Source organism: Sphingomonas sp. PEI4 (assembly GCF_056679955.1).
Genome location: NZ_CM155258.1, coordinates 2470790 through 2484998 on the forward strand (window position 1 = coordinate 2470790; position 14209 = coordinate 2484998).

Here is a 14209-nt window from a genome sequence, read left to right on the forward strand (position 1 = left end):
ACACGTCCCAAAGGTCAGATCGAATAAAGCCCGAACTCGAACAGCCTATAGCCGCGAGCTCGGGCTAACCACGTGCGGCGAGTTGACCTGAATGGTCCAGGAAACGCTTATGTGTCGCAGGAGCGTACATTAAAGTTACATCGGAGCCATGCGACGCAATGTCAACACATGGCCGACCGGTCGAGGATAGTCGTTCGACGGTCGGCGCAGGTGCCTATCGCAAATAGGCGGCGCCCCTCTCCCTTCCGGAAGAGGGGCGATGATCATTCAGCGATCTTGGCAGGAAACGCGAAGCCGATCGGCTGAATGGCGGTGGCATCCTGCTTGAGGCGGGCGGCCATCTGTTCGTATTCACGTTCCGTCTCCGGGGTGACGCTGGCGCGCGACTCCTTCAGGGCGCCATCGAAGTCGGCCATCGTCACATCGGTCGAGTCGATCGAGCGGCGCAACGCCACCAGGCCAGCGCGGCGGACGACATCCTCCAAGTCCGCACCGGAGAAGCGATCGGTGCGGTCGGCGAGGCGGTCAAGATCGACGTCCGACGCGAGCGGCATCTTCTGCGTCTGAATGCCGAGGATGCGGCGGCGGCCGGCCTTGTCGGGGACTCCGACGTAGACGAGTTCGTCGAACCGGCCCGGGCGCAGCAACGCCGGGTCGATCAGGTTCGGCCGGTTGGTCGCGCCGATCACGACGACCGACTGCAACTCCTCAAGCCCGTCCATCTCGGCCAGGATGGTGTTGACGACGCGCTCGGTCACCTGCGGCTCACCCGCGCCGCTGCCTCTTGCGGGCACCAGCGAGTCGAGTTCGTCGATGAAGATCACGCACGGTGCCACCTGGCGCGCGCGCTGGAACAGGCGAGCGATCTGCTGCTCGCTTTCACCGTACCATTTGCTGAGCAGGTCGGACGATTTCGTGGCGATGAAGTTCGCCTCCGCCTCGCGCGCGACCGCCTTTGCGAGCAACGTCTTGCCGGTACCGGGAGGGCCGTAGAGCAGGAAGCCCTTGGCGGGCCGGATGCCGAGACGACGGAACGCGTCGGGGTTCTTGAGCGGGAGTTCGACGCCTTCCTTCAGCCGCATCTGCGCGTCGTCGAGACCGCCGACATCCGCCCAGCGGACGGTCGGCGCCTGGACCATGACTTCGCGCATCGCCGATGGCTGGACGCGTTTAAGGGCACCGAGAAAATCCTCGCGGGTGACGGAGAGTTCATCGAGGACTTCGGGCGGGATCGTCCGCTCTTCGAGGTTCAATTTGGGCATGATCCGGCGGACCGCCTCGATCGCCGCCTCGCGAGTCAGCGCGGCGAGATCAGCCCCGACGAAGCCGTAGGTGGTACGCGACAGTTCATCCAGATCGACGCGGTCGCCGAGCGGCATGCCGCGCGTGTGGATGCCGAGAATCTCGCGACGGCCGCGTTCGTCCGGAACGCCGACCACGATCTCGCGATCGAACCGGCCGGGACGGCGGAGTGCTTCGTCGATCGCCTCGGGACGGTTGGTGGCTGCAATGACGACGAGGTTCGCGCGCGATTCGAGGCCGTCCATCAGCGTCAGCAACTGCGCGACGAGACGCTTTTCGGCCTCGCCCGACACCTGGCCGCGCTTCGGGGCGATCGAATCGATCTCGTCGATGAACACGATCGAAGGCGCCGCCTTGGCCGCTTCCTCGAACACTTCGCGGAGGCGTGATTCGGACTCACCATAGGCCGAGCCCATGATCTCGGGACCGTTGATCAGGAAGAACTGTGCGTCGGATTCGTTGGCGACGGCGCGCGCGAGGCGCGTCTTGCCGGTGCCGGGAGGACCATGCAGCAACACGCCCTTGGGCGGATCGACGCCCAGGCGCTGGAACAACTCGGGGTAGCGCAGCGGCAATTCGACCATCTCGCGCAGCTGGTCGATGGTCTGCGCCATGCCGCCGATGTCGTCATAGGTGACGTCGGCGCGACGCGCGGCCTGAGGCTCCTCATACTCGGAGCGGAGTTCGATCTCGGTGTTCTCGTCGATGTGCACCACGCCCTTGGGGCTGGCCGCAATCACCGCGAGGCGGATCTCCTGTAGCGCGTACGCCGGCGCGTTCATGAACTGCTGGACGCCCGGGGGCATGTTGCCGACGCGCTGATGCCCTGCGGTCGCGACGATATCGCCCTGGCAGATCGGCCGACCAAGGAACGTGCGCTTCAACGCGTTAGTCGAGCCCTGGAGGCGGAGATTTTGCTGCGCCGGCGCAAACACGACGCGCGTTGCCGGTTTCGACTCGGCTTTCCGCACTTCAACGAAATCCCCCGAGCCTACGCCAGCGTTCGCACGCTGGAGGCCGTCGAGGCGGAGGATGTCGAGCCCTTCGTCCTCCGGATAGGGACCGACGGCGCGCGCGGGCGTGTTCTGCTTGCCGAGGATCTCGATCACGTCGCCCTCGCCGATGCCGAGCGTCGCCATCAGCGCGCGGGGCAAATGCGCCAGGCCGCGGCCGCTGTCCTCGGGACGCGCATTGGCGACCTGGATTTTCCGCGTGGGGATTTCGCTATCGGGCATCTCGACTCCTTCGACTTCGAAGCGTGTCAGATGGGGGCGAAGTTCCAGGCTTGCGAGGCGTTATCCGGCTTGCGCGCCGTAAAACGCACAAAAAAAGGGCCGGCCAATGAAGGCCAGCCCATGAAAGTTTTTAGGAGAGGATGCCTGAAAGGCGAGGTCTTTTTGCGTCGAGACGGTTCATGTTGCAAGTGCGAAGGGATCAGCTACGATTGCGCTAACTGCAATCGCATGCATGAATGCGTCCAGCGGTCATTGTCACACTCGTCGAGTCGAAAGAGGAATCATGCGCAGGCTGCCGCCACTGGGAGCTATCGAGGCGTTCGTTCAGGTTGCACGGCTCGGGTCGATCAAGGCCGCCGCCGAGGATCTGGCGCTGTCCGCGCCTGCGCTCAGCCGGCGCGTACAGAGCCTGGAGCGGTTCATCGCCAAGCCGTTGTTCGCGCGGCGGCATCAGGCAATGGTGCTCAATGCGGATGGCGAACGCCTGCTGGCGCAGATCGCCCCTGTGCTCGATTCGCTGTCGGACGCGGTCGAATCGCTGACGAGCACGACCGAGGTGCTGCGGCTACGTCTTGGCATCCTGCCGCTCTACGCGTCACAGAAGCTGTTCCCCAAGCTGGGCGAGTTGCGCACGTCACATCCCGAGCTGCATCTCGACATCGATACCGCGGCGCATCTGGTGTCACGGCTTGGTGACGGGCTCGACGCGGTAATCGCGCTGTCGCGTGAGATCGATCCGGCGTTCTACGCGCGGCGGCTCGATCGTAATTCTGTGTACGTGATCGGGGCGCGGAGCCTGCTGGAGCGGGCGGATCCGGTCACGCGGCCCGAACAGCTCTCGACGCTGACGGCGCTGGTGCACCGCGACATGACGGACACGTTCACGGCGTGGCGGACGGCAGCAGGGCTCGACGACATCGAGCCGCTGGCGATCGATCATTTCGATTCGGGGGCGCTGATGCTGGAGGCGGCCGCACAGGGACTCGGCGTCGCGTTCATGCACGCGAGCCATTTCGAGGATGCGAACGATCCGCGACTGGTGCGACTCTTCGATATCGAGGTGGAGAGCCCGTACAGCTACTGGTTCGTGTGCCGCCCGCGGGCGTTGCAGACCAAGCCGGTGAAGCTGTTCCACGACTGGCTGATACGGACGGTGGCGGAGGTTTAGCGACGTCCGTCATGCCGGGCTCGTTCCGGCATCCACGGTTCCGCAAACTCGATAGTCGTGAGAATGCGGAACGGTGGGCCCCGGAACGTGTCCGGGGTGACGGAGGTGGTTGGTACCCGCGTCACCCCGGCTCAAGCGCGTCGCGGCTAAGCCGCGCCATCGGACGGAGCTTTGCCCCGCCGGCCGGCTTTGGCTGTCTCCGGCGCAGCTTCGCTACGCCGGTGCAACCTTCAGCTTACGCAGCGCGTGCCTTGACGATCTTGCCCGGCGTGCGCGGTGGCTCGCCCTTGGGAAGCGCGTCGACCAGGTCCATGCCGTCGGTGACTTCGCCCCAGACGGTGTACTGCTTGTCGAGGAAACGTGCGTCGTCGAACACGATGAAGAACTGCGAGTTCGCCGTGTCGGGCTGGTTGGTGCGCGCCATCGAGCATACGCCGCGGACATGCGGCTCGGCCGAGAATTCCGCCTTGAGGTTCGGCTTGGTCGACCCACCGGTGCCATCGCCGCGACCACCGTCACCGCCCTGCGCCATGAAGCCCGGGATCACGCGGTGGAAGGGAACGCCGTCGTAGAAGCCTTCGTTCGCCAGCTCGACGATCCGCTCGACGTGCTTGGGCGCCAGATCGGGACGCAGCTTGATCGTGACGTCGCCGCCGTCGAGGGTCAGCGTGAGCGTTTCGGGGGTGTCAGCCATTCATGTTCTCCTGAATTGATGCGCGGCAGATAGGGAGCCGCACTCCGACTGGCAAATGCACGCGGCGCGCGTTAGGGCCCAACCGCGCATCTTTTAAGGGAGGCAGCCATGAGCGAACTCGAGCTTCCCGAGGTCGAAACCGACACCCAGCCCGAAAACCAGCTCGATCGGGACGACCATTTGCGCCCCGAATTCGTCCGGGCCGTGCTCGACGCGGTCGAGAATGGCGACGACGAGGGCGCGCGTGCGCTGGTCGAACCGCTGCATCCCGCCGACATCGCCGATCTGTTCGAGCTGACCCCGCAGGAGGATCGCGCGGCGCTGGCACGGGCGGTCACCGATCTGCTCGGCGGCGACGTGTTCGCCGAGATGAACGATTACGTCCGCGAGGACTTGATCGACGCGCTCGAGCCGCACCAGGTCGCCGATCTCGCGTCCGAACTCGATACCGACGATGCCGTCGCGATCATCGAGGACATGGACGAGGACGAGCAGCGCGCGGTGCTGCGGGCGCTCGATCCCGACGATCGCGCCGCGATCGAGGAGGCGCTGAGCTATGCCGAGGAGTCCGCCGGCCGCCTGATGCAGCGCGAGCTGATCGCGGTGCCCGAGCATTGGACGGTCGGCGACGCGATCGATTATTTGCGCGGCCACGAGGAGCTGACGACCGATTTCTGGGAGATCTTCGTCGTCGACCCCGCGCACAAACCGATCGGCACCTGCCAGCTCTCTTGGATGCTCCGCACGCCGCGCGGGATCGCGATCGCCGACGTGATGAAGCGCGAGCAGACTCTCATCCCGGTCGACATGGACCAGGAGGAAGTCGCGTTGCGCTTCCAGAAATACGCGCTGATCTCCGCCGCGGTGGTGGATCATGGCGGCCGGCTGGTCGGCATGATCACGGTCGATGACATCGTCCACATCATCTCCGAAGAGGCGGGCGAGGATACGCTGCGCCTCGCCGGTGCAGGCGACGGCGACATCAACGAGCCGATCCGGCTGACGGTGCGGACGCGGTTCACGTGGCTGGTGGTCAATCTCGGCACCGCGATGGTCGCGTCGTCGGTGGTCGGGCTGTTCCAGGGGACGATCGCGAGCTTCGCGTTGCTTGCGGTGCTGATGCCGATCGTCTCGGGGATGGGTGGCAATGCGGGCACGCAGACGCTGGCGGTGGTGGTGCGGGCGCTGGCGACCAACCAGCTGACGAGTTCCAACACCGCGCGGATGATCGGGCGCGAGTTCCGCATCGCAGCCGCCAATGGCGTAATGCTGGGGGCGCTGATCGGACTCGGGACATACGTTATATTCCGCAATACCGACCTGTCACTGGTGATTGCCGCGGCGATGCTGGTGAATAATCTCACGGCGGGGCTAAGCGGCGTGCTGGTGCCGGTGACGCTCGACAAGTTCCGAATCGATCCCGCAGTGTCGTCTGCGGTGTTCGTGACAACGATGACCGACACGATGGGGTTCTTCTCGTTCCTCGGACTAGCGGCATTGTGGGGTCTGCACGGTTGATCGGCGAGTTTTAAGACCCATTTCCAGCAGCATGCCGCTCCACCTCACCAAAGTCGCGTTCGGCGCGGAAAGCGTCGACCACCTCGCCGAGCGACTCCGGCTGCGCGGCGAGGAAGGGCCGGTGTTCCTCACCACGCGCTATCTGCCCAAGCGGCATGAAGAGGTCGCGGGTCAGGGTTCGATGTTCTGGATCCTGAAGCACCAGCTGATCGCCCGCTCGCCGATCCTTGGATTCGGCGAGGCCGAGGAGGGACGCGTCGCGATCCACATCGATCCGAAGCTGGTGCTGGTCCAGGCGCGACCCAAGCGCGCGCACCAGGGGTGGCGGTATCTGGAGGGGGCCGACGCCCCGCTCGATCTGGGGGGCGATGCGACCGGGCTGGACGTGATGCCGCCGGCGTTGATGACGAAGCTGGCGGAGCTGGCGTTGATCTGAAGCGAGGGTCCGAACCCCGTTTTCCCAGAGCAGGGTGGCTCGGACCGGCCTTACGCGAGCCGAATAACCTTACGGCTCTCCGCCTCCGCCCGACCTCCCACACACTACCGGTCCGCCAGCCGCCGCATTGACACGGCATTTGGCCGGGCCGGCTACCGTCACGCTTCCCAGTCCGGCGTTCGTGACCTGCGCGGTGTAGCGTGCCGCCGCCCTGATCTCCCCGACCCCATCGAGGTGCACGGTCAGGTCGTTGACCGCCAAGCCCGACGCATCGACCACGCCCGGCCCGCTCGTCACCAACCGCGCCCGCGCCGCTCGGCCTGCGAGCGTCATCTGGCCGGTGCCGATCACCGTCGCGTTCAACTGGTCGGTGTCGGCCGCAGCCAAGGTCAAGCTTCCGTTGCCACTGACCGTCACGTCGACACGCATCCCGCGCATCTTCGCGATCGTCAGCCGCCCGCCCGCCGCAACGCTCGCAGACGTCAGCCCAGGGGTCGAGAGGGTAACGACGATCGGGCCGCTCGCGCCGCCGCCGCGCGGCTGCTCGCCCCAGCCGCCGGCGCCCTTGCGGACCGATAGCGTGGTGCCATCGACGCGGACTGTGACTCCGTCATCGTTCCGCGACCCAGCAATCGTCGCGCGCGGCGAGCCGATGGTGACGCGTACCTCGAACGGTCCTTCGACGCGGATCCGGTCGAAGCTACCGACCGAGACGGTCCGGCCGCCCGCCGGCGTCTGCGCGAGTACGGGCGATGACAGGAGCAGAAGCAGTGCAATCAGGAATCTCATGCCCGCGATCGTCGCCGCTTCCGCGTCATCACGCAAGCCGGACGGCGCTTCGGATCAGCTCCCGCAGCGGACGCGCCCCGAGCCCATCTTCGATGTCTTGCAGCGCGAATTCGGGCCGAGGTCGACATCGCCCGAGCCCATCATGTCGACCGTGGCCGGGCCGTTGACGACCGCACGGACGCTGCCCGATCCCGCTATCTCGATCTTCGCCGACTGCGCGCGCAGCTTCGTGCCATCGAGGTCGCCCGAACCGGCGATCTCGACCTTCAGATCGCGCGCAGAACCGCTCGCCCGCGCGGTGCCGGAGCCCGCAATCGAGAATTTGGCGTCGTCGACCTGGATCGCGCCAACATAGAGATTGCCAGAGCCTGCGATCCCGCCCGCGAACCCGCCGCCCTCGATGCGATCGATCGCCATGTTGCCCGATCCCGAGACGTTGGCTTCGGTCAGTCGTGGCAGCGTGACGAACACCTTCACCTTGGCGCCCTTGTTCCAGCCGAAGCTCGCCCCGTTTTTGCGGCCGATGTTGAGCGTGTCGCCGTCGCGATCGATCCGCAGCCGGTCAAGCTGCTCGCTCGGCCCTTCCGCGCGGATCGAAAAGCCGGTGCCGACACGGACATCGACGTCGTCCGAGCCGCGCAGGTCGATGCCGTTGAACCCGGCCACCTGATACGTGCGAGCCGTCCCCGCCCCGGACGCCGCGGCGCCCGCGTCTTCGTCGTTGCCGCCCCAGCTGAACGAACAGGCGGCAAGAGGAATGATCAGCCCGAGCGCAAGAAAGTTCATCGCATCCTCCTGTGTGTTGTTCAAACAATACACCTGATGCGGAACGCTGCAAGGCTAATTCATACGAGACCGCTCGTCGGGACCAGACCTGCTAGCGGCGCTTGCACGGGTAGGCGTCGCGCAGCGCATCGCGCACGACGAAAGACGGCGCGCCAGTGCCCGTCTTCTTGGCGCGCGCGTGCAAATACTTTCTGACGGCAGCGGCCACCTTGACGTTCGAAGCGCGCGCCGGGAGCGGGCAGATGTCGCCCGACAGCGACAAGGCGTCGAATTCGCCCAGAATGTAGCCGGTGCAGAAATTGGCGGTAGGATCGCTATCCTTGCCTTCACAATATTCCAGGAGCTGCTGGGTCGTCAGCGAACTCACCACCACTGGTCGGTCGGCCGCAGCGAGAGCGGCAAGCATCAGCAAGATCATCATATTCCCTTCGCACAGACCGGCATCTCAGCCAGCCGCAGCGCTTACATAAGGCAGCAGGCGCACGCGCGGGAATACGTCGTCGAGCGATTTGGTATCGGGCAGGATATAGACCACCCCGCCCTTCTTCTGGAACTGCGGGCTGAGCTTGCCGGAATAGAATTTGGTGCCGACGTTGATGCAGCCGAAGCTGATGCGGTTGTCGTCGGGCGTCGGCGACAGCAGTCGCTCGACACGGTGCTCGCTCTTGTGCGTGGTAATCACCGCATGCAGCGCGACCGAATTGGCATAATCCACCCAGATGACCCGCTGGCGACCAAAGGCGCGCCCGAATTTGCTGACGAACCGACCCGCGGGCGTGGTTCGCTCGGCGGGACCGATATCGGCAAGGTTCTTCGCGCCGACGCCTGGGGAGGAATCATCCCCGATGCCGACACCGAGCAGCACGGGCGCCTGGCCGAGAAACTCCCCCTTCGCGCTGAACAGCAACAGTGACGCGGCCTGCTTGTCGATCACGACATAGGGAAGGCCCTTATTGTCATGCTCGGCCGCGATCCACGCGAGCATGCGGCTCGCCGGTTCGGACTGCGGGGGTAGCAACAGTGGCGGCGCCACCACCGCCGCGGCCTTGGCTTTGGCCTTGGCCTTGGTCCGCGAATGCGCCGGGACCTTGGCCTTGCGCGCCTTGGCCGTACCCTGTGCAGCCTTTGTCGGAGCCGCTGACGCTGGTGCAACCAGCGCCAGCGTCAAACCGGCAACCGCCGCCATACGGCGAACGCGACGGAACAGCCCCGTGGACCTGAAACCCGGGATCAAGATGGGCGTGTCCAACAGGGCCGTCCGTCGATGCAAGCGCGTACGAAGATAGACTTAGCCGCGCGGCTTGCGCTGGCGCTGCTGCGCCTGCTGCTGGACCTGCTGGTCGATGCCGTCGACACGACCGGTCAGCTGATCGATACGCTGGCCGTTCTGCTGTGACTGGCCAGCGGCTGCCTGAGCCTGGGCAAGTGCCTGGCCGGACGTACCCTCGACCGTGCGCAACTGCCCGTCCAGGCCGTCGATTCGCGTGTTGACCACGGCGATCTGCTCGCGGACGAAGCCCTTCGTGGCGCAACCGCTAAGGCCGATACCGGCGATGAGGATCAGGGCCACCGTCGGGTATTTCGGGAGATTCATACGCATAGACTTAACCTTTCCAAACATGGATGGCGTCAGTCAGCGGAGAGCCAGCAGAATAACAATCGATATCCGGCGAGACGTTCACTCCTTGCGGCGAGAGTAGTTCGCGCCGGCATTTACGAATGAATTTCCGATGAAACGATACTGCTGGTTGCTTTCTTGACCTGCAGCAAGGTTACGTTCAGAAAAGTGCCATGAGCGGTACATATCCCAACGGATACTTGGATTACCTAAGAAGGCCGGACTTCAATTGCGCCTAGCCTTCCGGAGAGCACCGTCCAACCACCGTCATCGCGAACGGCCGCCCCTCACAAGCCCGGCCAAGCTGGAACGAAAAAGGGCGGCCCCGCAGGACCGCCCTTTCGTCTCGGATAGAGCACCACGCGGTTACGCCGGCACCTTGTCCTTGTTGTAGATCGCGGCCGCGGCGCGGAGGATGTCGAGGATCTTCTCCTGCGCCTTGGGCTCGTCGAGCTCTTCCATCGCCGCCAGTTCGCGCGCGAGGCGGCTGGTCGCGCCTTCGAAGATCTGGCGCTCGGAATAGCTCTGCTCGGGCTGGTCGTCGGCACGGAACAGGTCGCGGACCACTTCGGCGATCGACACGAGGTCGCCCGAGTTGATCTTCGCTTCATATTCCTGCGCGCGACGCGACCACATGGTACGCTTGACCTTGGGCTTGCCCTTGAGCGTGTCCATCGCCTCACGCATCGTCTTGTCGGACGACAGCTTGCGCATACCGACGCTTTCGGCCTTGTTGGTCGGCACGCGGAGCGTCATGCGCTCCTTCTCGAACCGGAGGACGTAGAGTTCCAGTGTCATGCCGGCGATTTCCGAGCGCTGGAGCTCGATCACACGGCCGACCCCGTGCTTGGGATAAACGACGAAATCACCGACATCGAAGGACAGTGCCTTGGCAGCCATTTGGGGCCTTTCCGGATCAGGCCTCGCCGCGACGCCTCGACGAAGGACTCGTCGCTGCTGCATCGGGGGAGGGATAGGTCTAACTCACGCCAGGCGCACGACTATCGTCATCGCGCCCGTCGCGGACGTGAGTAGCAGCTTTGCAACAAAATTACCAGCCGAACATGGCAGGCGGCTTGCCCCATCGGGGTTTAGCCACCCCCGTATCAGTCGCCCGCGCCAGGTTCGGGCGAGAAATACTTGTCGAACTTGCCCTCGACACCCTTCATCGCGTCGGCATCCGGCGGCGTCTGGTTGTCGTTGCGCGTGACGTTGGGCCACTGCGCCGAGAACGTCGTGTTCAGCTCGAGCCACTGCTCAAGGCCACTTTCGGTGTCGGGCAGGATCGCCTCGGCGGGGCATTCGGGCTCGCACACGCCGCAGTCGATGCACTCGCTGGGATTGATCACCAGCATGTTCTCGCCTTCGTAGAAGCAGTCGACCGGGCACACTTCCACGCAGTCCATGTACTTGCAGCGGATGCAGGCATCGGTGACGACGTAGGTCATTGCAGAACTCCTGGGCCGGATTCCTTTCCGGCGACGAACGCGCCAGCGACTATGCGCGCATGCCGGTCGCGTCAATCATAGCTAGCCTTCTGCGAGACGTTATCAGGCTTTGTCGTTCCGTAAATCCTCCCCCGCCAGGGGGAGGTGGCTGGCCCTTGCCAGACGGAGCGAGAGGACACGCAACGGAGGTGATCGCTTACCTCCCCCTCCGTCACCTTCGGTGCCACCTCCCCCTTGCGGGGGAGGATCAGTTATTCCGAGGCAGGATCGCGGACGGTGCCGGCAGGCGTCCGACCAGCGATCAAATCCTGATAGCATCCCTGCGCCTCAGGCGCCGGCCCACGCCTGACCGGCAGCGCCTCGACCCGGATCACCCGAACCCGCTCCTCCACCGCAAACGTCAACACGTTGCCGATCCGCACTGGGCAATGCGCGCGATCGATCGGACGGCCGTCGATGCGGAGATGCCCCTTCTCGGCGATCGACTGCGCGGCGCTGCGCGTTTTCGCGAGCCGCACGAACCACAGGAACCGATCGATCCGCATCGCGCCTTCAACCATGGCGGACCAGTGCGGCTAGCCCGGCAAACGCATTCTGCCGCGACGGATCGATCGGGGCGGGTGCGACGGCACGTGCGGGCGGACGCCCTCGCCAGACCCAGCGCGGCGTGTCTCCCGCCAGCGCCTTGAACCCGAGTTCGGTCATCAACCGCTCCAACGACGCTTGGTCGACACCGATCGAGGTGGCCAGCGCCGGGTCTGGCGCGAACGGCGTACGACCCTGTCGCGAGTCGTGCGCGGCACGGGCGATGCGCTCGATCAGGTCCACGCGGACAGCCTGGAGTCCGAGCGGGCGGAACCCTGCCTCGATAACCGCACCATCACTGCCACGGGCCAGCACCGTAGCGCCATCGCGCGGGGCGGTGATCGTCGTACCACGAGCAGCGGCGAGAACGCGCCGCCAGCGCGCCGACTCGGGCTTGAGTAGCCGCGCGTCGAACAGGTCGAGCGCACCGACGGTGATCCCGATCTTGCGCAGCCGCTTGCGCTCCTCGGGATCGATCGCGTCGAGCGCGAGCCGCATCGGCAACCGCGGCAGGATCCCACCGGCGTCCTCGATCGCACTGGCAACCGCGCGCAACGCCGGCGTGGCGTTCGGATCACGGCTCAATTCGGCGAGATGGACCAGCACGGCGATCCGTCGCTTCAGCATGCCCGCAAGCCACAGCGACAGACGCGCCTCGATCCGATCGCGCGCGGGTTTGTCTAGGCAGTCGAGTGACCGATCGAGGATCAGCTTCGGCCGCGCGAACGACGGACCCGCACTAAGCTTGGCGACCGGATGCCCCGCCCAGATGATCTGCGCCGCATCGTCGAGCGCGATATCCGCATCGGGCGCATCGACCAACGACTGGCCGCGGCGCGAACGCTCGCCGGTAAGGCGCTTTTCGGCGGCGGCGAGCAGCAGGCGCTTGTCGCTCGCCCGCGCGTCGGCCGCGACCGTGAAGCGGAATCCGTCGAGGCGGCCGATCGGATGATCCTCGACCATCACCTCGCCTTCGGAGCCGATCACCACGGGCAACGCGCCCGCATCCGCACCGATCTGGCGCATCAACGCAGTCGTGCGCTTGTCGACGAAGCGCTGCGTCAGGCTGGCATGCAGCGCGTCCGACAGCCGTTCCTCCAGCGCCGCCGTCCGCGCCGCCCACAAGGTCGGCTCAGCCAACCAGTCGGCGCGCTGTGCGATATACGCCCAGATGCGGGTGGCGGCGATCCGCCCGGCGATCACCGGTACGTCGCCCGCCACCGTATCGAGCCGCGCGATCTCGTCGGCGAACCACTGGTGGGGGATATGCCCGCGGCCCTCGCTCAGATGCCCGAACAGCCGCGACACGAAGCGCGCATGTGGATCGAGACCGACTTTCCGAAAATCCGGAACACCGCACGCCGCCCAAAGCCGAGCAACCATCGCTGGATGCCGCGCCCGCTCGCGCACCCAGCCCTCTTCGGCCAACCGCTTCAATACGCCAAGATCGAGTGCTTGCGGCGCGGCGCGCAAAACACCGGCGGGCGGGCGCGCTTCCAGACTTGCGACGAGCGCATCGATGCTGGCGAAATCGGGCTCGCCCTGCCGCCAATAGACGTTTTCGAGACGCGGAAACCGGTGCTCCTCGATCGCCAGCACTTCCTCGGGCAGGAACGCGCCGGGGCCGTCGTCGGACAGCGCCCCGAACGTGCCGTCGCGCTGATGCCGCCCTGCCCGCCCTGCAATCTGCGCCATCTCCGCCACCGTAAGGCGACGCTGGCGCTTGCCGTCGAACTTGTTGAGGCTGGCGAACGCGACATGCGCGACGTCCATGTTGAGCCCCATCCCGATCGCATCGGTCGCGACCAGATAGTCGACCTCGCCCGCCTGGAACATCGCGACCTGCGCGTTGCGGGTGCGGGGGCTGAGCGCGCCCATCACGACGGCCGCACCGCCGCGCAGGCGCCGCAGCATCTCGGCGACCGCGTACACCTCCTCCGCCGAGAACGCGACGATCGCGGAGCGCTTGGGCAGCCGGCTGATCTTTTTCGCACCCGCATAGGTCAGTGTCGAAAAGCGCGGTCGGTTGACGATCTCCGCCTTAGGCACGAGCGCCTTGATCATCGGTCGCAGGGCCTCCGAGCCGAGGATCATCGTCTCCTCGCGGCCCCGCGCGCGCATCAGGCGATCGGTGAAGACATGCCCGCGCTCGGGATCCGCGCCCAACTGCGCCTCGTCGATGCCGACGAAAGCAACGTCGCGATCGGGCATCGACTCGGCGGTGCAGAGGAACCAGCGCGCGTCCGGCGGCACGATCTTCTCTTCGCCCGTGACCAGTGCAACCCGGTTCGCGCCCTTGATCGCGACCACCCGGTCATAGACCTCGCGCGCCAGCAACCGCAGAGGAAAGCCGATCATGCCACTGGAATGCGCGCACATCCGCTCGATCGCGAGGTGCGTCTTGCCGGTGTTGGTCGGGCCGAGAACCGCCGTGATCCCGTCGTTCGCGCCGTCATTCATGCCAACAACATCGGGAGTAAAGTCTGCGTGCGCAATGACCTGCGCTGAGTTTCCTTACAGATCACGCCCTGCCCCCTCGCAGCCCCATCTGGCCGCAAACCCGGTCGCGCACACGCATCGGTTAATTTGACTTTAGGATGTAGCGACCACAACGACGCCTCAAGCGCCGG

The 14209-nt window shown here is 65.6% G+C and carries 14 protein-coding genes; 3 read left to right on the forward strand and 11 right to left on the reverse strand.

The features are described from left to right. Nucleotides 1-263: 263 nt before the first annotated feature. On the reverse strand, nucleotides 264-2537 hold the full coding sequence (locus tag AC1MLZ_RS11370) for a CDC48 family AAA ATPase (RefSeq protein WP_480958555.1): 2274 nt from the start codon (nucleotides 2535-2537) through the stop codon (nucleotides 264-266). Between the two features lie 283 nt (nucleotides 2538-2820). On the opposite strand from AC1MLZ_RS11370, the gene AC1MLZ_RS11375 reads away from it, so the two are divergent. Beyond that, a complete protein-coding gene (locus AC1MLZ_RS11375) occupies nucleotides 2821-3705 on the forward strand; it encodes a LysR substrate-binding domain-containing protein (RefSeq protein WP_060526147.1) in 885 nt (294 codons plus the stop codon). Nucleotides 3706-3940: 235 nt separating this feature from the next. Here the strand turns inward: AC1MLZ_RS11375 and AC1MLZ_RS11380 are convergent, their stop codons facing one another. Continuing rightward, nucleotides 3941-4399 carry a peptidylprolyl isomerase gene (locus AC1MLZ_RS11380; protein WP_480958556.1) on the reverse strand — a complete coding sequence of 153 codons (459 nt, stop codon included), beginning with the start codon at nucleotides 4397-4399 and terminating at the stop codon, nucleotides 3941-3943. Nucleotides 4400-4507: 108 nt separating this feature from the next. On the opposite strand from AC1MLZ_RS11380, the gene mgtE reads away from it, so the two are divergent. Together mgtE and AC1MLZ_RS11390 are read left to right on the forward strand one after the other, a co-directional pair. Further along, nucleotides 4508-5917, forward strand: coding sequence for a magnesium transporter (gene mgtE, locus AC1MLZ_RS11385; protein WP_480958557.1), 1410 nt, complete (start codon nucleotides 4508-4510; stop codon nucleotides 5915-5917). Between the two features lie 31 nt (nucleotides 5918-5948). Further along, a complete protein-coding gene (locus tag AC1MLZ_RS11390; RefSeq protein WP_056053914.1) occupies nucleotides 5949-6353 on the forward strand; it encodes a DUF1489 family protein in 405 nt (134 codons plus the stop codon). A 69-nt stretch (nucleotides 6354-6422) separates the two neighbouring features. Here the strand turns inward: AC1MLZ_RS11390 and AC1MLZ_RS11395 are convergent, their stop codons facing one another. The 9 genes from AC1MLZ_RS11395 to AC1MLZ_RS11435 all read right to left on the reverse strand — a co-directional run bounded on the left by AC1MLZ_RS11395 (nucleotide 6423) and on the right by AC1MLZ_RS11435 (nucleotide 14039). Continuing rightward, on the reverse strand, nucleotides 6423-7142 hold the full coding sequence (locus AC1MLZ_RS11395; RefSeq protein ID WP_480958558.1) for a GIN domain-containing protein: 720 nt from the start codon (nucleotides 7140-7142) through the stop codon (nucleotides 6423-6425). A gap of 54 nt (nucleotides 7143-7196) precedes the next feature. After that, on the reverse strand, nucleotides 7197-7928 hold the full coding sequence (locus tag AC1MLZ_RS11400) for a head GIN domain-containing protein (protein ID WP_480958559.1): 732 nt from the start codon (nucleotides 7926-7928) through the stop codon (nucleotides 7197-7199). A gap of 91 nt (nucleotides 7929-8019) precedes the next feature. Further along, nucleotides 8020-8346, reverse strand: coding sequence for a Rap1a/Tai family immunity protein (locus tag AC1MLZ_RS11405; protein ID WP_480958560.1), 327 nt, complete (start codon nucleotides 8344-8346; stop codon nucleotides 8020-8022). Nucleotides 8347-8373: 27 nt separating this feature from the next. Continuing rightward, on the reverse strand, nucleotides 8374-9114 hold the full coding sequence (locus tag AC1MLZ_RS11410) for a hypothetical protein (RefSeq protein ID WP_480961531.1): 741 nt from the start codon (nucleotides 9112-9114) through the stop codon (nucleotides 8374-8376). 102 nt (nucleotides 9115-9216) lie between these two features. Continuing rightward, nucleotides 9217-9528, reverse strand: a complete 312-nt coding sequence (locus AC1MLZ_RS11415; RefSeq protein ID WP_480958561.1) for a hypothetical protein — start codon at nucleotides 9526-9528, stop codon at nucleotides 9217-9219. 384 nt (nucleotides 9529-9912) lie between these two features. Beyond that, entirely contained in the window at nucleotides 9913-10446 is a 534-nt protein-coding gene (locus AC1MLZ_RS11420; protein ID WP_056053923.1) for a CarD family transcriptional regulator, read from the reverse strand. Between the two features lie 206 nt (nucleotides 10447-10652). Next, on the reverse strand, nucleotides 10653-10994 hold the full coding sequence (gene fdxA / locus AC1MLZ_RS11425) for a ferredoxin FdxA (protein WP_031393648.1): 342 nt from the start codon (nucleotides 10992-10994) through the stop codon (nucleotides 10653-10655). A gap of 251 nt (nucleotides 10995-11245) precedes the next feature. Then, complete coding sequence (locus AC1MLZ_RS11430; RefSeq protein WP_480958562.1) at nucleotides 11246-11539, reverse strand: RNA-binding S4 domain-containing protein; 294 nt, start codon at nucleotides 11537-11539, stop codon at nucleotides 11246-11248. A 7-nt stretch (nucleotides 11540-11546) separates the two neighbouring features. Next, nucleotides 11547-14039 (reverse strand): helicase-related protein, encoded by a 2493-nt coding sequence (locus AC1MLZ_RS11435; protein WP_480958563.1) that lies wholly within the window; start codon nucleotides 14037-14039, stop codon nucleotides 11547-11549. Nucleotides 14040-14209: the final 170 nt, after the last annotated feature.